We start from the raw sequence: 21,065 nt of genomic DNA, 5'->3' as shown, positions 1-21,065 counted from the left end.
CACCACGCCGGTGCTGAATCGCAGGTGACCAGCGCTGGATCGCCGACAGTCTACGCCAGCGACCGCCCCGGATACGGGACGGCTGAACGCGAACGACACGGCGTGTGCCAGCTCGCGCCGGAGTTCCGCCCGGACGTGCGCGCCGGGAACCCCGGTCGGACGTGGCCGCGACGGGCCGCCGCCCCGCTCCACACTCCTGGACAGAGCGTGGAACAGGGCGGCGGCGGGTCTGCTGTGACGACGCGAGCCCTCCCCGGGCGGGGTGGGTGACGCCGTCACCTCACTCATAGTGTGACCGGCGTCACGGTGTGGTCAGGTCGAAACGGCGGACGCTGACCGAGCCACCGAGCGCCTGGGTGGCGTGGTTGAAGATGGCGAACCGGTAGCCCATGAAGAACTGCCAGTTGTTCGCCAACGTCAGCGCGTTGCCGAAGGACGTGAAGTTGACGCCGTCGGTGCTGTACGAGAAGCGCGCCTGCCGGCCCGAGCCCGGTCTGATGTCGGCGTTGGCGCGCAACCAGATCCGTCCGCCGGAGATGGCGGTGCTCGCCGCCTCGCTGCCGGTGCTGGTGGTGTTCCAGTTACCGTCCATCGTGAGCCCGTTCTGCATCACCAGGCGCGTCGATCCGTTGTCCCGCTTGATGCCGATCCACGCGGACGAGTTGCGCAGCACCGCCAGGCCGGTGCGGTCACCGTCGCGCATCGTGGAGTAGTCGAGTTCGATGGTGGCGGTCGAGGTGGGGCCCTGGATCCGGTGTGTCAGCGTGTTGCGGGCCGCGTACAGGTCGCCGGTCACCGTGGCGGTCTGCAGGTTCAGTCCGTTGTTGACCGACCACCGGCTGTTGTCCGGGTTGTGGTTCCACTCCCACTGCGGGCCCAGGGTGGTGCCGGCGAACGTGTCGGTGCCGGTCAGCGGCTTCACCGCCCGCGGCGGAGCCGGCAGGTTCGGCTTCGGGTAGGAGCTGCCCCACGCGCCGTTGACGGTCTGCAGCACCGGCCAGCCGTCGCTGGTCCAGGTGATCGGCGCCAGGGCCGGCATCCGACCACCGGGGTACGCGTCGACGAACGACATGTAGTACCAGTCGCCGTTCTGGGTCTGCACGAGACCGCCCTGGTGCGGCACGCCGCCGCCCGAGATGGGACCGGGCAGGTTGAGCAGCACCTGACGCTGCTCGTACGGGCCGAACGGGCCGTTGGTCGACTTCAGCACGTACTGGCCGTTGGCCGGCCGGGTGAGCCAGATGTAGTAGGCCCCGTTGCGCTTGTAGAACCGGGCGCCCTCCAGCGTGCCGATGCTCGACGGGGTCTGGTACACCTGCTGGGCGCGTACCTGGGACTTCCCGTCGGCGGAGAGCTGCGCGACGCTGATCGTGGTGTTGCCGTACGCCACGTACATGGTGTCGTTGTCGTCGATCAGCATGCCGGCGTCGTAGTAGCAGTTGGGGATGGTGGTGTGCTTGCTCCAGGTCCCGTCGACGGCCGACGCGGTGTAGATGTGCGTCTGCGCGAAGTCGATGCACCCGGCCCAGTAGTAGGTCCGGTTGCTCGGCCGGTAGTTCAACGTCGACGCCCAGATCCCGTCGACGTACGCGTTGCCACCGCTCATGTCGTACTTCGAGCCGAACTCCAACCGGGGTACGGCGTGCCCGGCGTACTCCCAGTTGACCAGGTCGTACGAGCGCAGCACCGGAGCGCCCGGCGAGTAGTGCATGGTGGACGACGTCAGGTAGTAGACGTTGTCCACCCGGATGATGTCGACGTCGGCGAAGTCCTGCCAGATGGCCGGGTTCGAGAACGTGCCGTTCGACGGGGGCGGCGTGGTGGGGGGTGGCGTGGTCGGTGGCGGCGTGGTCGGGTTGCCCCCGCCGTCGACGCGCACGAGCTGCCACTGCTGGTTGGTGCCGTTCCAGTCGTCGTACTGCACGATGTTGCCACCGTCGGCGGTCGAGGCGCCCTGCACCTCCATGACCTTGTTGCTGTTGCGGTTGATCAGACGCACATAACCGCCGTCGGAGTCGGCGAGGCGGAACTGCTGGTTGGTCCCACCATTGTCGGACCACTGCACGATCGCCCCACCATTGGCGGTCGACCGGCCCGAGACGTCCAACACCTTGCCCGACAACCGCGACTTGACCCGGTAGTACCCACCACCGGAATCCACGAACTGCCACTGCTGCTGATTACCGTTGTTACGCGTCCACTGCGTGATCCGCGCACCGTCGTTCGTGGCCAGGTTGTAGACATCCAACGCCTTGCCACTGTTGCGATTCACCAGGACGTACCACGCGCTGGTGTCGACCGTGGCCGCCGACGCGGGTGCCGCGGCCACCGCCACGGCCGCACCACCGACCACCAGTGCCGTCGCGGCGACGGCCAATCTCGACAGCCAGTTGCGCCGGCGTGGCGCACCCCGGGGAACCCGACCGATGGAAAGCATGATCCTCCTCTGCTGACGCGAACCGTGCGGTCTGGGCCGGCGTCCGCGGCACCGGGCGGGGCACCGAGCTGACCACGCCCGGCCATGTGATCGCTAACAGCGCGCCCCGGGCGTCCCGGCAGCACGATGCCGATGACGAGGGGTTAGGACGCGCGCACGGCCGGACCAGGCAACGACATCGACCACCTTGGTTATAGACTGTGAGCGATAACATGCTCTTAGTCAAGGCGTAACACAACCGGCCTGCGGGCCTGCTAATGCACGCGGCAGAGCCCGGACGCAAACCCGAACGGGTGGTCCACCCCGGCCCGCAGGCAGGGGTGGACCACCCGGTTCAGCAGAGGCTTCGGCGCAGGTCAGAAGCCCCGTGCCAGTCGGTAGTAGGCCTGGTTCCAGCGGATCTCGTCGGCGAAGCGGCGCGTCGTGGTCTCGGCGTCGATCACCACCAGCTCGGTCCGGCTCATCTCGGCCAGGTCGTGCAGCTCCTCGGCACCCACCGCCTGCGACAGCACCGTGTGGTGCGGGGCGCCGGCGGTGATCCAGGACTCGGCGGAGACCGGCAGGTCCGGTCGCGGCCGCCAGACGGCGCGCGCCACCGGCAGCCGGCGCAGCGGCTGGGGCGGCGGCACGACGTCGATCTCGTTCGCCACCAGGCGGAACCGCTCCCCCATGTCGGCCAGCCCCAGCACCACCGCCGGACCGGGCGCGGCGTCGAACACGAGCCGCACCGGGTCCTCGCGCCCACCGATGCTCAGCGGGTGGATCTCGACGTTGGGCACGTCGGACGCGATGGTCGGGCAGACCTCGAGCATGTGCGCGCCGAGCACCAGCTCCTGGCCCGGGGTCAGGTCGTAGGTGTAGTCCTCCATGAACGACGTGCCGCCCGGGACGCCCACGGACATCGCCTTGATGGTGTGCACCAGGACGGACGTCTTCCAGTCGCCCTCGCCGCCGAAGCCGTAGCCGTCCGCCATCAGCCGCTGCACGGCGATGCCGGGAAGCTGACGCAGGCCGCCGAGGTCCTCGAAGTTCGTGGTGAACGCCCGGAACCCACCGGCCTCCAGGAAGGCACGCATACCCAGCTCGAGGCGGGCGGCGTACCGCAGCGAGTCGTGCCGCTCGCCGCCGGGGAGCAGCTCGGCGCCCACGCGGTACGTGTCGCCGTACTCCTTGACCAGCTCGTCGACGTCGGCGTCGGCGACCTCGCCGACCACCTCGACCAGGTCGTTCACGCCGTAGGTGTTGACCGACACCCCGAAGCGCAGCTCCGCCTCGACCTTGTCGCCCTCGGTGACCGCGACGTCGCGCATGTTGTCGCCGAAGCGGGCCAGACGCAGCGACCGCATCGCCGACCAGCCGGTCGCCGCGCGGGCCCAGGCGCCGACCCGGGCGGTCACCCGCGGGTCGCTGACGTGCCCGGCGACCGTCTTGCGGGCCACGCCGAGGCGGGTCTGGATGTACCCGAACTCACGGTCGCCGTGCGCGGCCTGGTTCAGGTTCATGAAGTCCATGTCGATGTCGTCCCACGGCAGCAGGACGTTCGACTGGGTGTGCAGGTGCAGCAGCGGCGTCTGCAACGCGTCCAGTCCGGCGATCCACATCTTCGCCGGCGAGAACGTGTGCATCCACGCGATGACCCCGATCGCGCCCTGGGCGGCGGCCTCCCGGCAGACCCGCAGGATCTCGCCGCTGTTGGTCAGGACAGGCTTCCAGACCACCCGGGCGGGAATCTGCGGCGAGTCGTCGAGCGTGGCCGCGATCTGGCGGGACTGCTCGGCGACCTGCCGGAGCGTCTCCTCGCCGTACATGCCTTGGCTGCCGGTGAGGAACCAGATCTCGGGTTCGGGGTGTGGTGCCATGGGGTTGCCTTCCGCGAGAGGGGCGGTCACTTGTAACGGATTCCGATGAGTCGCTGCAGGAGGATGAACGCGAAGAGCAGGCCGCCGATCACGATCTTGGTCCACCAGGAGTTGAGGCTGCCGTCGAACGTGATGAGGGTCTGGATCACACCCAGGACCAACACACCGAGCACGGTGCCGAAAATGTAACCCGAGCCGCCGGTGAGCACCGTGCCACCGATGACGACGGCGGCGATCACGTCCAGCTCCATGCCGACGGCGATCAGCGGCGCGCCCGAGAGCGTGTAGAACGACAGCAGGATCCCGCCGATCGCGGAGCAGAGCCCGCTGATCGTGTAGACGGCGATCCGGGTACGCCCCAGCGGCAAACCCATCAGCAGCGCCGACTGCGGGTTGCCGCCGATCGCGTACACGTTCCGCCCCAGCCGGGTGTACGCCAGCACGTACGCGGCGACGAGCACCACGGCGAAGGCGATCAGCACGCTGATCGAGACGAAGTTGCCCCGGGGGTCGCCGATCCGCTCCTGCGACATCCTGGTCCAGAAACCGTCGGTGATCGGGATCGACGAGTCCGAGATGAACGTGCACATGCCCCGGGCGAAGAACATCCCGGCGAGCGTGACGATGAACGGCTGGATGTCGAAGAAGTGGATGACGCAGCCCATCAACAGGCCGAGCGTCGGCCCGATGAGCAGTGCGATCACGAGTACGAGCGCCGCCGGCAGGCCCTTCTCCAACAGCGACGCCGACACCATCGCCGTCATGGCGACGACGGACCCGACCGAGAGGTCGATGCCGCCGGTGAGGATCACGAAGGTCATGCCCACCGCGACGACGAGCAGGAAGCCGTTGTCGATGAAGACGTTGAAGATGACCTGCACGTTCGAGAACGCCGTGTACTGGGACACGCCGATGCCGTACATGACCAGCAGCAGGGCGAGCGTGGCCAGCACCGGCACCTGTCGCCGGGGCAGCCGGAACCGGGTACGGCGGGGGGCGGTGAGCGATCCGGTGGTCATGCCGGCACCTGCTCCTTCGGCTTGTCGGCGACGGGGCGCGGCGGCGGGGTGCTCTTCCGTCGCCGGCTGAACCGGGCGCGGAAGGCCGGCGCCTGGATGAGGCATACGGCGATGACGACCACTGCCTTGAACAGCAGCGACGTCTGCGGCGAGATGTTCATGGCGTACACCGTGGTGGTCAGGGTCTGGATGATCAGCGCGCCGAGGATGGTGCCGCTGAGGTAGAACCGCCCACCGGCGAGGGACGTACCGCCGATGACGACCGCGAGGATGGCGTCCAGCTCCACCCAGAGGCCGACCGCGTTGCCGTCGGCGCTGGACACGTTGGCCGTCATCATGAAACCGGCGATCGCGGCGCAGGCGGCGCTGAGCACGTACACGAGGAAGATGACCCGGTTGGACCGGATGCCCGCCAGTCGACTGGCCTCGGCGTTGCCACCCACCGACTCGACGATCATGCCGAGCGCGGTGCGACGGGTGAACGCGGCGACGAGCAGCGCGGCGGCGAGCGCGATGAAGATGGCCAGCGGCAGGGTCAGCAGGTGACCCAACCCGATCGCCCGGAACGGCCCCGAGTTGATGGTGATGATCTGGCCCTGCGTGATGAGCTGGGCGAGGCCGCGACCGGCCACCATCAGGATCAGCGTGGCGATGATCGGTTGGATACCGATCACGGCCACCAACACCCCGTTCCAGGCGCCCAGCACCAGGGAGATACCGAACGCCATCGCGAGGGCGGTCAGCACCACGGCGAGGCTGTTCTGGTCGGGCTGCTTGCTGATGTACATGCAGGCGACCGCGCCGCTGATCGCGCAGAGGGAGCCGACCGACAGGTCGATGCCGCCGGTCGAGATGACCAGCGTCATGCCCAGCGCCACGAGGATCAGCGGGGCGCTCAGCCGCAGGATGTCGATCGGAGTGCCGTAGAGGTGCCCGTCCTTGAGCTCGATGGACAGGAACCCGGGCCGGTAGATCGTGTTCGCGGCGAGCATGACCACCAGCACGGCGACGGGCCAGAACAGCCGGTGACCGATCAACGTCCGATAGCGGCCCTTGGTGTCGTTCATCGGTCCGCCTCCTCCCGGTGGGATCCACTCGCGATCGTCTGCATGATGCGCTCGGCGTCGAGGTCCTCGTTGTTGGCCAGCTGCGCGACCATCTGCCGGTCCCGCATGACCGCCACCTTGTGGCTGAGGCGCAGCACCTCCTCCAACTCGGCCGAGATGAACAGCACCGCCATCCCACCGTCGGACAGTTGCGCCACGAGCCGCTGGATCTCGGTCTTCGCACCGATGTCGATGCCGCGGGTCGGCTCGTCCAGGATCAGCAGCCGCGGTTCGGTGATCAGCCAGCGGGCGAGGAGCACCTTCTGCTGGTTGCCGCCGGAGAGGTTGCGGACCGGCACCTCCGGGTCCGCCGGACGGATGTTGAGCGCCTTGACGTACTTGTCGACCAGTTCGTCCTGGCGGCGGCGCGGGATGGGCCGCAGCCAGCCCCGGGCCGCCTGCATGGCGAGGATCATGTTCTCGCGGACCGACAGGTCGGGGACGATGCCCTCGGCCCGACGGTTCTCCGAGCAGAACCCGACGCCCTGGTCGATGGCCTGCGCGGGGGTACGCAGACTGCTCGCCGTGCCGTCGATCGCGACCTGCCCACCGTCGGCCCGGTCGGCGCCGAAGAACAACCGCGCCACCTCGGTACGCCCCGAGCCCAGCAGACCGGCGAGGCCCACCACCTCACCCGGGTGGATGGTCAGGCTGAACGGCTCGACCGCGCCCGCCCGGCCCAGCTTCGACACCGCCACCAGGGGGGTGCCCTCCTCGACCGCGGCCAGGTCGCGCCGGGAGTGCTCCTCGATCCCTTCGAGGACGTCGAGCTCCTTGCCGATCATCTTCTCGACGAGGCTGAGTTGGGGCAGCTCGGCGGTCAGGTACTCGCCGACGAGCCCACCGTTGCGCAGCACCGTGATCCGGTCGGCGATCTCGTAGACCTGGTCGAGGAAGTGCGTCACGAACAGGATCGCGATGCCCTCGTCGCGGAGCTGCCGCATGATGCGGAACAACTGCGCGACCTCACCCGCGTCGAGACTGGACGTCGGCTCGTCCAGGATCAGCACCCGGGCCTGGATGTCGATCGCGCGGGCGATCGCGACCATCTGCTGGATCGCGAGGGAGTACGAGCCCAGCGGCGCGCTGACGTCGAGGTCGAGGTCGAGGCGGCTCAGGAGCGCGCGGGCGCGGCGGCGGACCTCGCCCCAGCGGACGGCGCCGAACAGCCTCGGCTCACGTCCGATGAAGATGTTCTCCGCCACCGAGAGGTTGGTGCAGAGATTGACCTCCTGGTAGACGGTGCTCACCCCGGCGGCCGTCGCCTGCATCGGCCCGCTGAAGGACACCGGCTCGCCGTCGAGGGTGATCGTGCCGTCGTCGGTGTCGTAGACGCCGGTCAGCACCTTGATGAGGGTCGACTTCCCGGCGCCGTTCTCGCCCATCAGGGCGTGCACCTCGCCGGGGAAGAGCCGGAAGTTGACGTCGTGGAGTGCACGCACCCCGGGGAAGGACTTGCTGATCCCGGTCATCGTCAGGACCGGACGGCTATCCGTCATCCCATCAGACCTCTTCTGGGGGTTGTCGACGCGGATGGGCCGTTGCGCTCCCACCGCGCCCGCCCGGCCCTTCACCTGGGCTCGGGCGGGCGTGGCGCGGGTCGTCGCGGGTCATGCCCGGTCCGTTCGGGTTTATGGGGCGACGCGGCGGGGCCGCCACGCGAGCGCGGCGACCCCTTGACGTCGATCAGTACTTGCGGTTGGGCAGAGCCTCCTTGGCCTGCTCCTGGGTGAAGGTGGTCTCCTCGGTCTCGATCCGGGCGGGCACCGTCTCACCCGCGTGGACCTTCTTGGCGAGGTCCATCAGCTGTGGGCCGAGCAGCGGGCTGCACTCCGCGATGAAGTTGAACTTCCCGTCGGCGAGAGCCTGCATACCGTCCTTGACGGCGTCGACCGTGATGATGGTGATGTCCTTGCCCGGCACCTTGCCGGCCGCGGTGATCGCCTCGAGAGCGCCCAGGCCCATGTCGTCGTTGTGCGCGAACAGCACGTCGATCTTCGGGTTGGCCTTGAGGAACTGCTCCATGACCTGCTTGCCGCCCGCCCGGGTGAAGTCACCCGGCTGCGAGGCGATGATCTTCAGGTTCGGGTTGGCGGCGATCGCCTCGCCGAAGCCCTTCTTGCGGTCGTTCGCCGGAGCGGCACCCGTGTTGCCCTGCAACTCGACGATGTTGACCGGGCCGGTGGCGCCCTTCTTCTGCTCGACCAGCCACTCGCCGGCCAGGCGGCCCTCCTTGACGAAGTCCGAGCCGAGGAAGGTCTTGTAGAGGCTCTTGTCGGCCGAGTCGACCGAGCGGTCGGTCAGGATGACCGGGATGCCGGCGTCCTTGGCCTCCTTGAGCACGGTGTCCCAACCGGACTCCACCACCGGCGAGAAGGCGATGACGTCCACCTTCTGCTGGATGTAGTTGCGGATGGCCTTGATCTGGTTCTCCTGCTTCTGCTGCGCGTCGTCGAACTTCAGCTCGATGCCCGCCGCGGCAGCCGACTCCTTGATCGAGGTGGTGTTCGCCGTACGCCACCCGCTCTCGGCGCCGACCTGGGAGAAGCCCATCGTGATCTTGCCGTCGTCCTTGGACCCGCCGCCGCCGGTGTCGCTGTTGCCGCAGGCCGCCACGCCGCCGATGAGCAGCACACTGGCGAGGACCGCGATAGCGCGCTGCGTTCGCATCTTTCTCATCAGATCTCCTTGGCTGGGTGTGGTGGGGACCGCGTGAGCCGCCGAGGTGCGAGGGGTGGCGTACGCGGGTGGTGCGTGCTGGTGCGTCTGTGGAGCAGACCGGCGGGCCGTGTGGAGACGGTCAGGAGCCCGCCGGTGCGACTGGTTGTTGGCCGTAGACGTTCTGGTAACGGTGGTAGAGGGCGTCGATGTCGGCCTGCGCGATCGGCACGGGCTGCCCGAGGGTGCGCGCCAGGTACGAGGTACGGGCCACGTCCTCGCACATGACCGCGGCCTTGACCGCCGCGCGGGCATTCCGGCCGATGGTGAAGACGCCGTGGTTGCGCATGAGCACGGCGGGTGAACGGTGCCCGGAGAGCGTGGCGACGATGCCCTTACCGATGTCGTCGCCGCCGATCAGCGCGAACGGGCCCAGCGGGATCTCCCCGCCGAACTCGTCGGCCTGGGCGGTGAGGTGGCAGGGGATCGCCTCACCGCAGGCGGCCCAGGCGCTGGCGTACGAGCTGTGCGTGTGCACCACGCCGCCGACCTCGGGCATGGCGCGGTAGACGTAGGCGTGGGCGGCCGTGTCGCTGGACGGCGCCAGGTCGCCCTCGACGAGGACGCCGTCGAGGTCGCAGACCACCATCGTCTCGGCCGTGAGGTCGTCGTAGCCCACGCCGCTCGGCTTGATGACCATGAGGTCCTGGCCGGGTACCCGCGCGGAGACGTTGCCGGACGTCCAGGCGACCAGGTTGTACCGGGTCAGCTCGCTGTGCAGGCGGGCAACGGTCTCGCGCAGTTCACCGATCTGCCGGCTCACCTCTGCGTTCATGCGACGACCTCCAGCGTGGCCTCGTTGGTGGCCGCGGCGGCCTCTACCGCCGCGTTGCGGATCGCCCGGAGGCGGAGCATGACGTCGTTGCCGCCGCGACCGAAGTGGTCGTGCAGCGCGCGGTACTCGGCGTACAGGCCGTCGTAGGCGCGGGCCCGCTCCGGGTCCGGCGTGTAGACGGCCTCGTGCACCCGCCCCATCGCCTGGGACGCCTCGTGGATCGACGGGTACGCCCCGGCGGCGACGGCGGCGTGGATCGCCGAGCCGAGCGCCGGCCCCTGCGCGGACGCGATGATGTTCAGCGGACGCTTGGTCACGTCGGCGTAGATCTGCATCAGGAGCTTGTTGTTGGTCAGGCCACCGGCGATCACCAGGTCGTTGACGGGCACCCCGGCCTCGACGAACGCGTCGATGATCATCCTGGTGCCGTACGCCGTGGCCTCCAGCAGCGCGCGGTAGACGTCCTGCGGGCGGGTGGCCAGGGTCATCCCGACGATCATCCCGCTGAGGTCGTGGTTGACCAGCAGCGAGCGGTTGCCGTTCCACCAGTCCAGCGCGACCAGGCCGTGCGCGCCCACCGGCTGGCTGGCGGCCAGCTCGGTGAGGCGTTCGTGCGAGTCGAACCCGGTCGGCGCGCCGTGCTCGACGAACCAGCCGAAGATGTCACCGACACCGCTCTGGCCGGCCTCGTAGCCCCACGCGCCGGGGCTGATGCCGCCGTCGACCACGCCGCACATCCCGGCGACCTCGGCCGCGTGTTCGCCGTTGACCACGTGACAGGTGGACGTGCCCATGATGGCGACCAGCCGGCCGGGCTGCACGGCCTGGGCGGAGGCCGCGGTGACGTGCGCGTCGACGTTGCCGACCGCCACGGCGATCCCCTCCGGCAGGCCGGTCCACGCGGAGGCGCGGGCGCTGAGCGACCCGGCCCGCGCGCCGAGCGGCAGCAGCGGACCGTCGAGCTTGGCCACGAAGTCGCCGAAGTCGGGGTTGAGCGCGGTCAGGAAGCTCTCGGACGGGTACTGCCCGTCCTGCAGGATGCCCTTGTAGCCGGCCGTGCAGACGTTCCGGGTCTCGCTGCCGCAGAGCTGCCAGACGATCCAGTCGGCGGCCTCGATGAACCGCTCGGCCCGGTGGTAGATCTCCGGGTCCTCCTCCAGGATCTGCAGACCCTTGGCGTACTGCCACTCGGCGGAGATCTTCCCACCGTACCGACCGATCCACGGCTCCGACCGCTCGTGGGCCAGCGCGTTGATCCGGTCGGCGTGCGGCTGCGCGGCGTGGTGCTTCCACAGCTTGACCCAGGAGTGCGGCCGGTCGCGCAACTCGGGATCCTCGCAGAGCGGGGTGCCGTCGGCGCGCGTCGGGAGCACCGTGCAGGCGGTGAAGTCGATGCCGATGCCCACCACCGCCGCCGGGTCCACCCCCGCCGCGGCGACCGCGGCCGGAACGGCGTGGCGTAGCACGTCGCGGTAGTCGTCCGGATTCTGCAACGCCCAGTCCGGGGGCAGCGACCGACCTCCGGGCAGCGTCTCGCTGATGACCCCGTCGCCGTACTCGTGCACCGCGGTCCCGAGCTCGGCACCATCAGAAACCCGGACCACCAAGGCCCGCCCGGAGAGGGTGCCGAAATCGACGCCCACGACGTAGCTTTCGGCAGCTCCGCCCACACGCTCCATGTTCACCTCCACCGTTAACGGGGATAGTGTTAACGCTCACATCCAGCCTCGTCAAGACATCTACCTGCAACAGCTCCGTAACGGAACGCGGAGGCGGAAGCGACTCGGCCGCGTCGATACCGACCGGCACGCCGCCCGCGTCCCGAAGGTGGCGGCGGCCAGCCGCCGCAGCGCGCGGATGTCAGCGATAACATCGACAGCCTTACCACCGCCGGCATGATCGGACCCACAGAACGGGTTTCCGCCCCGCCCCGGCCCCATGACCCCGCACTCCGACGCCAGCGGTCGCGGCACAACACCGGCCGACATCCAATGTTATCGATAACACTCGATGCCCCCAACTGCGGCCGATGCGCGTCGATCATGGAGTGGTGGTGGGGGACCAAGCGGTTGAGTCACCCCAATCCAGGCACCACGAGTCCATGATCGGCCCGTTCGGGGGGCGGGGGGCAGGTCGATGAGCCCGGCCGGTGCCGACCCGGCACGCCGACAGCCGACGGCCCGGCCCATCGGGGCCGGGCCGTCGGTCGTCGGAGGAGCCGGTTCAGGCCGTTCGGGGGCGGTTGTAGAGCGCCTTGGCCCAGCAGAAGCAGCCGACCGTGATGACGGCGCACCAGGCGACCGCGAGCAGCCCGTTGACGCCGATTCCACCGCCGAGCAGCAGGCCACGGAGCGTCTCCATGACCGGGGTGAAGGGCTGGTAGTCGGCGAACAGGCGGACCGGCGTCGGCATCGAGTCGGTGGGAACGAACCCGCTGCCGAGAAACGGCAGCAGCACCAGCGGCATGGGCAGGTTGCTGGCCGTCTCCACGCTCCTGGTGACCAGGCCCAGGGCCACCGACAGCCAGGTGACGGCGACGGTGACCATGGTGAGCACGCCGATCGCGGCGAGCCACTCGACGGCGTCGGCGGTGGGGCGGAACCCGACGAGCAGCGCCGCGCCGGTGACGGCCGCCAGGCTGACCATCGTCTGGAGCACGCTGCCCACGACGTGGCCGGTGAGGACCGACGGTCGGAAGATCGCCATGGTACGGAAACGGGCGATGACGCCCTCGGCCATGTCCATGGCGACCGAGATCGCGGTGCCCTGCGCCGCGCTGGCCACCGTGATGAGCAGGATCCCCGGGGTGACGTAGTTGGCGTACTCGGCCCGGCCGCCGGTCGGCCCGAGGCCGGCGCCGAGCGTGCCGCCGAAGACGTACACGAAGAGCAGTAGCAGGATGACCGGGATGCCGACGAGCATGAGGGTCAGCGACGGGTAGCGGCGCATGTGCAGGAGGTTGCGCCGCAGCATGGTGGTGGAGTCGCGCATTGCGAAGGTGAGGGTGCTCATCGCGCGGTGGCCCTTTCGCAGTTGGCGGAGGCGTCGGGTTGGCCGGTGAGGGCGAGGAAGACGTCGTCGAGGTCCGGGGTGTGCACGGCGAGACCGGCGACGGTGATGGCGCCCCGGTCGAGGTCGTCGAGGAGGGACCGCAGCGAACCGACCCCGCCGTCGCTCGGCACCTGGAGGGTCAGCGCGGCGTCGTCCCGGGTGGCCGTCGCGAACGTACGGGCCGCCGAGTCGAGTCCGTCCTGGTCGGCGAAGCGCAGGACCACGTGACCGCCCGGAATGAGCCGCTTGAGCTCGTGCGGGGTGCCCTCGGCGATCAGTCGGCCGTGGTCGAGGAAGGCGACGCGGTCGGCGAGCTGGTCGGCCTCTTCCAGGTACTGGGTCGTCAACAGGATGGTGACGCCCTCGGCGGCCAGCGCCCTGATGATGTGCCACATGGCGCGGCGGCTGCGCGGGTCCAACCCGGTCGTCGGCTCGTCGAGGAAGATGACGCGGGGATCGCCGACGAGTGTCATCGCGAGGTCGAGTCGACGGCGCGTGCCGCCGGAGTACGTCGCGGCCGGCTTGTCCGCAACATCGGTCAGGTCGAACTGGTCGAGCAGGTCGACGATCCGGCGGCGACCCGCCGCGCGGTCCAGGTGACACAGATCCGCCATGAGTCGCAGGTTCTCCCGGCCGGTGAGCAGGCTGTCCACGGCGGAGAACTGGCCGGTGACGCCGATCAGCCCGCGTACCGCGTCGGCGTCGCGGGTCACGTCGTGGCCAAGGACGCGGGCGTGGCCGCCGTCGGCCGGAAGGAGGGTGGAGAGGATCTGCACGGTGGTGGTCTTGCCGGCGCCGTTGGGACCGAGCAGCGCGAAGATCGTTCCCTCGGTGATCATCAGGTCGATGCCGTCGAGCACGACCTTGTCGCCGTAGGACTTGCGCAGCTCGGTGGTAACGATCGCGGCTCTGCTGTTGCCGGACATGGTCTCCTCATTCGCAGGTGGGGTCGGGACGCGTCAGGCCCGGCGGATGGTGATGTCGCCGTAGGAGGTGTTGGCGCGGATCTCGACCGTCTCGTCGGTCTCGGCCGGGCTGTCGGTCGCTTCGAGGGCGTTGTGGACGCGGCCGTGTCGGGAGCTGACGTCGAGCCAGGCGGCGGTGCCCCGCCGGACGCCGACCTCGATCGCGCCGTAGGAGGTCTGTGACTCGATCGACCCGCGCACGACCTCACCCAGCCGGACGTTGCCGTAGGCGGTGCGCGCCGCCACCGACGCGGTCGACGCGTCGACGGTGATGTCGCCGTACGCGGTGTTGATCCGGGCGTCGCCTCCGCTGCGGCCGATCCAGCAGTCGCCGGAGGAGTTCTTGATCTCCGTGTTGCCGTCGACCGCGCCGAGGCGCACCTTGCCGGAGGACGCCTTGACCCGGGCCGAACCGGTGACCCGCGCCACGGTCACCTCGCCGTGGCTGCTGTCGATCTCCAACGGCCCGGTCTCCTCCAGCTGGATGGCGCTACCGGTCTTGATGTGGCACTCACCGAGCCGTCCCTCGCCCCGGAAGGCCGCCCACCCCGCCTCGGCGTGCAGTCGGGTACCGCTCGGCACCTCGATCAGGACGTCGACCGAGGGTCCGGAGCCGAAGCCGTACCGACGCCAACTCTTCGGCACCCTGATCCGCAGCTGTCCGGCGGCGAAGTCGACGGTGGTCTGCTCCGCCGCGGTCACGTCGGCCTTGCTCGACGGGTCGCGGGGCCGCACCCGTACCACGGTGTCGGTGCGGTCGGTCGCGGCGATCCAGGCGTCGCCGACGGGCAGCTCGACCTGGACGGAGATGGGTTCTGGGGTTTCGAAAACAGGCATGGTGGTCTCCCGGGAGGGTGTCGGCGGAGCGGAAAGAGAGGTGGGGCAGGCGCGCGGGTCAGCGCGCCCAGCCGGTGACGTGCTGGCCGGACCTCGGGGGCTCGGGCCGGCGTGGCGGCTGTCGGTCGGCGCCACCGGCCCCGACGGCGCTGGCGACGGCGCGCACCAGCCAGGCGTTGACGGAGAGCCCGGCGCGACTCGCGGCCTCCTCGACGTTGGCCTTGAGGTGGTCGGGAAGGCGGAGGTTGATCCGGGACGTGCCGCCCTCGTCGCCCTCGGGGGGCAGCAGGGGCGCGGGGGCCGCAGGTGGTTCGGTGACCGCGCCCGGCCCGTCCGTGGTCGGGGTGGCGGGCGACACCACGAAGTCCGGCTCGCGTCCGCGCAGCCGGACGTGCACCGACCCGGGGGCGAGATCGCGGGTGATCTCGCCGGCCGCGTCGGACAGCGCCTCGAGCAGCGTGAGGTGGGTCGCCGCTTCGAGCTGGGTGAAGAGCCGTTCGGCCAGCACCCGACCCTCCGGGTCCACGCCCTCGGCAGCCACGGCGAACTCGTTACGCAGGTTCTCGACGTACGGCCTCAAGTCCATGGCATCATCATGGCACCACTTTGGCTCTACATGCAACACCAGTGGCTCACATTGCTGCCATGATGGCCATCAGTGCTGGTCGGCAGGGGTGTCAGCGGTCGCGAACGCGCGGCGCACCAGCCGGTTCGCGACCTCCTGACTCAGCCCGGTCGCCACCAACAGGTCGCTGGCGGTCGTCCGGACCTGCGCCACCACGACTGCCCCGGAGAAGCCAACCCCCTCCCGGTAGGCCGCACCGGCGGCGCAGACCGCCCGCAACGCCCGCTCGCGCGCCTGCACGGGTTCCTGGCCGGCCGCGAACTGCCGCTGGAGCAGCCGTACCGTCTCGGCCAGGTCGGCGACCGCCGGGGGCATGCGTTCCGGCACGGGCTCGCCGTCCTCGATCAGGGTCACCGCCCGACGGATCAGCGTTCCCGAGTTCCGCATCGCCCGGTCGATCGGCGCCGCGGTCTGCGCGTACCGGGCCACCGGCCCCTGCCGCTGGTGCCAGTGCACCGGCGAGAGGGTGCTGGCCTCCCGGGCGCCCTGCGTCGCCTCGATGAGCGCACTCAGCTCGCCCTTGTTCTCCCGCAACCTCGCCCGGGCGCCCAGCGCGCGATCGATGTCCCGGTCGGCCAACGCGCTGGCGGTGGCGTCGAGCTGGCCGCTGAGCAGGTCCAGCGCCGGTCGCGCGGCCCGGTTGAGCACCCGCAGCGGACTCAACGGCAACAACACGGCGGTGACCAGCAACGCCACGGCGCCCCCGACGAGCGCGTCCACGAAGCGGGGAATCTCCAGGTCGCGCACGGAAGGGCTCAGCGTGGCGATGAGTACGGCGGTGGCGCCCGCCTGGATCACCACCGCCGCGCTGCCGACGAGGAACAGCGCGACGAGGATCGCCAACACGACGATGAGGGCGAGCTGCCACCATCCGGTGCCCATCACCCCGAGCAGCAGGTCACCGACCAGCACCCCGACGGTGACCCCGATGATCAGTTCGATGGTGCGCCGCAGGCGTTGCCCGACCGACGCCGCGAGGGTGGAGACCGCGGAGATCGGCGCGAACACCGGCTGCGAGACGTGCAGCACCTCGCGCACCACCAGCCAGGACAGCGCCGCGGCCAGGCCGGCCTGTAGGGCCAGCCCCCCGATACCCCGAACCCGCCGCGCTCGATCCCGCAGCGTGCCCGACAGCTGGCCCCGCAGCCGCGCGACGGCCGATGCCGGGCCGGACCGTGCCGACGCTCCGGCGTGCGCCGGAGCGTCCCCGTCCGTACCGGGCCGACCGGCAGCGACCATGGCGGGCGGCTACCCCGCCGTACCCCGATCAATCCTGGACGCCGGGCGCGGCCACGCGGGCCCGCGCCGCGCCCGGCGCCGGACGGCGCTCGCGCTCAGCGGGCGGCGAGCGCCTTCTCGGTGTACGCCCAGAGCTGGTCCGCCGCCGCCGGGTCCATCGCGTGGTCCGCGACGCCGTCGGTGGCGTCGGGGCCGCCAGGAACCACTGGCATCTCCTGGTTGTCGACGAAGTACCGGCCGCCGATGCCGTCCAGCAGGGGCGAGGCGGCGAGCAGGACCGTGGTCGCCGCCCCCTGGGCCGGCGTCTTGTAGTAGTCCGGCACCACGAGGTTGCCCGCCTCGTCCATCGCGCCGAGCGCACGCATGGTGTCCTCGTCGACGTAGCGCTGGAGGTTGGTGTGGATGTACCCGGGGTTGAGCGCGTTGGCGGTGATGCCGTCCGCCGCCCACCGCCGGCTGATGCCCACCGCCAGCAGGACCTCCGCCGTCTTCGCCTGCCCGTACGCCTGCCACGGGTCGTACGGCCGCCGCTCGAACTGGGGATCCTCGGCGTCGAACGGGGCGCTCAGGTGCGCGCCGGAGCTGACCAGCACGACCCGCGCCGCGCCGGCCGCCCGCAGGTTGTCGTGCAGCCCGACGGCCAGCGCGAAATGCCCCAGGTAGTTGGTCGCGAGCTGGAGCTCCCAGCCCTGCGTGGAGAGCTGCCGGGTCGGCAGCGCCATGATGCCGGCGTTGGCGACGAGCACGTCGAGCGGGCCGTCCCAGGCCGCGACGAACGCGTCGACCGACGACAGGTCGGCGAGGTCGAGCGGGGCCGCCCGGACGCTTCCCGGCGCGGCGTCGCTGGCGAACTCCTCGACGAGTCCCGCTGCGCGATCCGGGTCGCGGACCGCCACGGTGACCTCCGCGCCGGCACCGGCGAGGGCGCGAACGGTCTCGACACCGATGCCGGACGCGCCGCCGGTGACGATCATCCGACGCCCGGTCAGGTCCACCCCGTCGAGGATCTCGGCGGCGGTGGTGCGGGCGGTGAACGGGGTGGTGAGGCGTGTGTGCGCTGTCATGTCCACCACGCTACGTAGCGTCGCTCTGGACTGCCTATAGTTTGGAATCCCTCATACTTTCGCGAGAGTCCAGGACGGTGCGGATGGATCCACTCGAGGACGTGCTGGCACTGCTCGGTGCCACCGCGCACCTGTCCGCCGGTCTCGTCGCGGGCGGGCGCTGGGCCGTCCGGTTCGATCCGCCGGCCGGCGCGAAGTTCAACGCCATCCGGCGCGGCAGCTGCCACCTCCGTGTCGAGGGCGAGGCGGAACCGATCGCCCTCGCCGAGGGCGACTGCTACCTGTTGACCCGGCCGGTGTCGTACACCCTCTGCAGCGATGCCGACGTGCCGGCCCAGCCGGCGTTCCCGCTCTTCGCCGCGGCCGGCGACGGCGTGGCACACGCCGGTGAGGGTGCCGACCTGTTCCTCATCGGCGGCGCGTTCTCCCTGGGCGACCGGGGGCGCAGCCTGCTGCTGGACGGCCTTCCGCCGGTCATCCACGTGCCGGCCGACGCACCCGAGGCTGCCACCATCCGGTGGGCCCTCGACCAGATCGACATCGAGCTGCGGCGGCCTCAGCTCGGGTCACGGCTCGTCGCCGAACACCTGGCGCTCGTCCTGCTGATCCAGGTGCTGCGGGTCCACCTCGCCCGCGACCCGCAGCACACCTCCGGTTGGCTGGCCGGGCTCGCCGACCCGGTGGTCGCCCCCGCGCTACGGGCGATGCACGACCGGCCCGCGCAGCAGTGGACGGTGGACGCCATCGCCCGCACCGCCGCCGTCTCCCGCTCGACGCTCGCCGCCCGCTTCCGGAAGGTCGTCGGCGTCGGTCCGCTGGAATACCTCACCGGCTGGCGGATCGAACTCGCGGCAGACCGCATCCGGCGCGGCTCCGACTCCGTCGCGGCCATCGCCCGCGCCGTCGGATACGGCTCGGAGAGCGCCCTCAGCGTGGCCTTCAAACGGGTCACCGGCGTCTCACCACGCGCCTACCGCCAGCAGGTGGCCGGGAGCGTCCCAGGCGGGTAGACGACGCGGTGGGGCAACCTCCGGACGATTGGGTGCCTCCCGGCGGGGTAGACCCCGGTCCGCCACACCGGTGGTGGGCCACCCACGGGCCGATCGCCGGCACCGGGGCGGTCGGGGTGTCCCGGAGGGCGGTGGCGGATGGATCAGCGCGGGTGAGCGGCCCCGACACCGCCTCCGACATCGTGGAGCTGCGGGTTCACGGCGTCTCCGGCGCGAGCACCGAGCAGGTGCTCGGCCTGGCGCGGACGGTGCAGGTCGCCGGCGACCACATGGGCGGCTTCGTCCGGGTCCGGCCGCGCTGGGCGACCCCCGAGGCGCGCGGTGTGACGCTGGAGGCGTACCGCTGGGGCGACCTGCCCTCCGGAACCGTCGCCCGCACCCTGGCGCTGGTGCTGCTCCTGCCGTTCCTACTGGTCAACGTGGCGATCTGGATGCGGCCGGCGAACCCCCGCTCGGAGAGCGTGGTGAAGTCCCTCTGCCGGGTGCTGGCACTCACCCTCACCGTGCTGTACGTGCTCGCCATCGCCGGCGTCGCCCTCGACCTGCTCGCCTGGCACTGCCTGAACTCGCCCCGCTGCCTGGCCGGCCGCAGCTGGCTGTCCTGGTTCAGCGGTCAACCCGTCGGGCGACGACTGGCGGTGTTCGCGCTGGTTCCGGCCGCCGCGATCGGCCTGGTGTGGCGGCTCAGCAACCGGCCCGGGCGGTCGTTCGAGGCATTCCGCGCGCCGGACGAGGAGGTCGCCGGGCATCGGCTCGGCACGGTCGGCTCGTGGGACGCGGAACCCCTGGTGGGGCGGCTGCGGTCCGTGCACGTCGCCGCGGCGTTCGGGACGTTGAGTCTCGTCCTGCTCACCGCCCGCGCCGCGCGGGGCGCCTCGGTCGCGACCATCGCGCTGGCGGTGGTCACCGGCGTGCTCCTGGTGGCCTGCGTGGCGCTACTCTGCGCGCCGGCGCTGATCGACAGGTCCCCCGCCGATCGACGGCTCGACACGATCACCACCGCCCTCCGGACGACCGCGACGGTCCTGGCCGTCGTGGTCGCCGCCCACGTGGCGACCAGCCCCGCCGGGTGGCGCGAGGACGGCGCTCTGCCCGGCTACGACAGGACGCTGGTCTGGCTGTTCGCCACCCAGACGATCCTGCTGGCCGCCCTCGGCGTGATCCTGCTCTGGCGGCGCAGGGACAGCCCCCTTTTCGGGCTGGGAGCGCTGGTCATCTCGGCCGCGGCGCTCAGCGGGGCGGTGGGGTACTCCGCCGAGCTGGTCTACCGGGTGGCGGACTACCTCGACCGCGACCTGCCAACCGGGGAGGCCATCGCCACGGGCCCGCCGCGGGCGTACACCTGGGCGATCTTCGGTTTTCTCCGCACCGGGCTGGTCACGCTGCTCGTCGCCGTGCTGGTCGTCGCGTTCTCCCGCCCCGGCCGTCGCCGCCGGGCGGCGGCGATCGTCGCCCGCGACTACCCGGACGCCCCGACGGAGGCCCGTCCCCGGCTGCGACAGGTACGCGACGCGGTGGCCCGAGCCAGCTTCACCGAACGCCTGGTGCTGCTGGGCGTGATCTTCGGCTGTCTCGCCGGGGTCGGCTCCGCCACCACCACCCTCGGCCTGTTGGGGGTCTTTCCGGGCGACGTCGTCGAGCGGTTCACCCGGTTGCCGGCCGGTGCCATCACCTTCAGCATCGCGTTCACCAGTTGGGTGAAGGCGGTGGGCCTTCTCGGCCTGGTCCTCGCCGGCATCTTCGCCTACCGCACCACCAGCTTCCGGCGGCACATCGGCGTCATCTGGGACCTCGGCACCTTCTGGCCCCGGGCCGCCCACCCGTTCGCGCCGCCCTGCTACGCCGAACGGGCCGTGCCGGAGCTGACGCGGCGGATCACCTACCTGGTGGAGCGCGGCGACCGCGTGCTGCTCTCCGGGCACAGCCACGGCTCGGTCCTGCTCGCCGCCGCGGTGCTCCAGTTGCCACCCCGGATCGGCGACCGGGTCGCGCTGCTCACGCACGGGTCACCGCTGCGCCGGCTCTACGCGCGGCTCTTTCCCGCCTACCTCGACGACGCGGTGCTGCGCGAGATCGGGAACCGGGTCGGCTGGCGGTGGATCAACCTGTGGCGTGACACCGACCCGATCGGCGGCCGCGTCTTCCCCGAGCGGGGGCCCGGGGGGTCCGACGGCGACCCGGCCGCCGCGGTGGACCGCCGGGAGGTCGACCCCAGTGACGTGGTTACCCCGCCCGGCGACAGCGTTCCGCCGCCGATCCTCGGGCACTGGCCGGCCGAATCCGACGAACGGTTCGCGGCGGCGGTACGCGAGTTGGCGCACCGCCTGCGGCGCGCACCAGCCGGGTGAGGCGGTGGTTGG

At 70.8% G+C, this 21,065-nt stretch carries 16 protein-coding genes; 2 read left to right on the top strand and 14 right to left on the bottom strand.

Going from position 1 to position 21,065, the window contains the following annotated elements; translation table 11 throughout:
* Window positions 1-301: 301 nt before the first annotated feature.
* From ACN269_RS29495 to ACN269_RS29430, 14 genes are all read right to left on the bottom strand, one after another.
* Window positions 302-2,437, bottom strand: coding sequence for a family 43 glycosylhydrolase (locus ACN269_RS29495; protein ID WP_421475503.1), 2,136 nt, complete (start codon window positions 2,435-2,437; stop codon window positions 302-304).
* A 356-nt stretch (window positions 2,438-2,793) separates the two neighbouring features.
* Window positions 2,794-4,296 carry an L-arabinose isomerase gene (gene araA / locus ACN269_RS29490; protein ID WP_421475502.1) on the bottom strand — a complete coding sequence of 501 codons (1,503 nt, stop codon included), beginning with the start codon at window positions 4,294-4,296 and terminating at the stop codon, window positions 2,794-2,796.
* A gap of 26 nt (window positions 4,297-4,322) precedes the next feature.
* Window positions 4,323-5,315, bottom strand: coding sequence for a galactofuranose ABC transporter, permease protein YjfF (gene yjfF, locus ACN269_RS29485; protein ID WP_421475501.1), 993 nt, complete (start codon window positions 5,313-5,315; stop codon window positions 4,323-4,325).
* Window positions 5,312-6,382, bottom strand: a complete 1,071-nt coding sequence (locus ACN269_RS29480; RefSeq protein WP_421475500.1) for an ABC transporter permease — start codon at window positions 6,380-6,382, stop codon at window positions 5,312-5,314. Before ACN269_RS29480 ends, yjfF begins: the two co-directional genes overlap by 4 nt.
* The gene (locus tag ACN269_RS29475) at window positions 6,379-7,920 is read right to left on the bottom strand and encodes a sugar ABC transporter ATP-binding protein (RefSeq protein ID WP_421475499.1); all 1,542 of its coding nucleotides are present in this window, start codon (window positions 7,918-7,920) and stop codon (window positions 6,379-6,381) included. The genes ACN269_RS29480 and ACN269_RS29475 overlap by 4 nt, the downstream gene beginning before the upstream one ends.
* A 187-nt stretch (window positions 7,921-8,107) precedes the next feature.
* A complete protein-coding gene (locus ACN269_RS29470) occupies window positions 8,108-9,100 on the bottom strand; it encodes an ABC transporter substrate-binding protein (RefSeq protein ID WP_421475498.1) in 993 nt (330 codons plus the stop codon).
* A 121-nt stretch (window positions 9,101-9,221) separates the two neighbouring features.
* On the bottom strand, window positions 9,222-9,914 hold the full coding sequence (locus ACN269_RS29465; RefSeq protein ID WP_396802069.1) for an L-ribulose-5-phosphate 4-epimerase: 693 nt from the start codon (window positions 9,912-9,914) through the stop codon (window positions 9,222-9,224).
* Window positions 9,911-11,593, bottom strand: a complete 1,683-nt coding sequence (gene araB, locus ACN269_RS29460; protein WP_421475497.1) for a ribulokinase — start codon at window positions 11,591-11,593, stop codon at window positions 9,911-9,913. The genes ACN269_RS29465 and araB overlap by 4 nt, the downstream gene beginning before the upstream one ends.
* Window positions 11,594-12,137: 544 nt before the next feature.
* Window positions 12,138-12,926: an ABC transporter permease gene (locus ACN269_RS29455; protein WP_421475496.1), complete on the bottom strand. Its 789-nt coding sequence runs from the start codon at window positions 12,924-12,926 to the stop codon at window positions 12,138-12,140.
* Window positions 12,923-13,891 carry an ATP-binding cassette domain-containing protein gene (locus tag ACN269_RS29450; protein ID WP_421475495.1) on the bottom strand — a complete coding sequence of 323 codons (969 nt, stop codon included), beginning with the start codon at window positions 13,889-13,891 and terminating at the stop codon, window positions 12,923-12,925. The genes ACN269_RS29455 and ACN269_RS29450 overlap by 4 nt, the downstream gene beginning before the upstream one ends.
* Window positions 13,892-13,924: 33 nt before the next feature.
* Window positions 13,925-14,767 (bottom strand): DUF4097 family beta strand repeat-containing protein, encoded by an 843-nt coding sequence (locus ACN269_RS29445; protein ID WP_421475494.1) that lies wholly within the window; start codon window positions 14,765-14,767, stop codon window positions 13,925-13,927.
* A gap of 58 nt (window positions 14,768-14,825) precedes the next feature.
* On the bottom strand, window positions 14,826-15,353 hold the full coding sequence (locus tag ACN269_RS29440) for a hypothetical protein (RefSeq protein WP_421475493.1): 528 nt from the start codon (window positions 15,351-15,353) through the stop codon (window positions 14,826-14,828).
* 69 nt (window positions 15,354-15,422) lie between these two features.
* On the bottom strand, window positions 15,423-16,631 hold the full coding sequence (locus ACN269_RS29435; RefSeq protein ID WP_421475492.1) for an FUSC family protein: 1,209 nt from the start codon (window positions 16,629-16,631) through the stop codon (window positions 15,423-15,425).
* A 95-nt stretch (window positions 16,632-16,726) separates the two neighbouring features.
* The gene (locus ACN269_RS29430) at window positions 16,727-17,695 is read right to left on the bottom strand and encodes an SDR family NAD(P)-dependent oxidoreductase (protein ID WP_421475491.1); all 969 of its coding nucleotides are present in this window, start codon (window positions 17,693-17,695) and stop codon (window positions 16,727-16,729) included.
* An 83-nt stretch (window positions 17,696-17,778) separates the two neighbouring features.
* On the opposite strand from ACN269_RS29430, the gene ACN269_RS29425 reads away from it, so the two are divergent.
* A complete protein-coding gene (locus ACN269_RS29425) occupies window positions 17,779-18,705 on the top strand; it encodes an AraC family transcriptional regulator (protein WP_421475490.1) in 927 nt (308 codons plus the stop codon).
* A 152-nt stretch (window positions 18,706-18,857) separates the two neighbouring features.
* Window positions 18,858-21,053, top strand: coding sequence for a hypothetical protein (locus tag ACN269_RS29420; protein WP_421475489.1), 2,196 nt, complete (start codon window positions 18,858-18,860; stop codon window positions 21,051-21,053).
* Window positions 21,054-21,065 lie beyond the last annotated feature (12 nt).

Source organism: Micromonospora sp. WMMD736, from assembly GCF_049179015.1.
Taxonomy (GTDB): domain Bacteria; phylum Actinomycetota; class Actinomycetes; order Mycobacteriales; family Micromonosporaceae; genus Micromonospora.
Note: the sequence above shows the minus strand (reverse complement) of the source record. Positions and strands in the feature narration are given on the sequence as shown.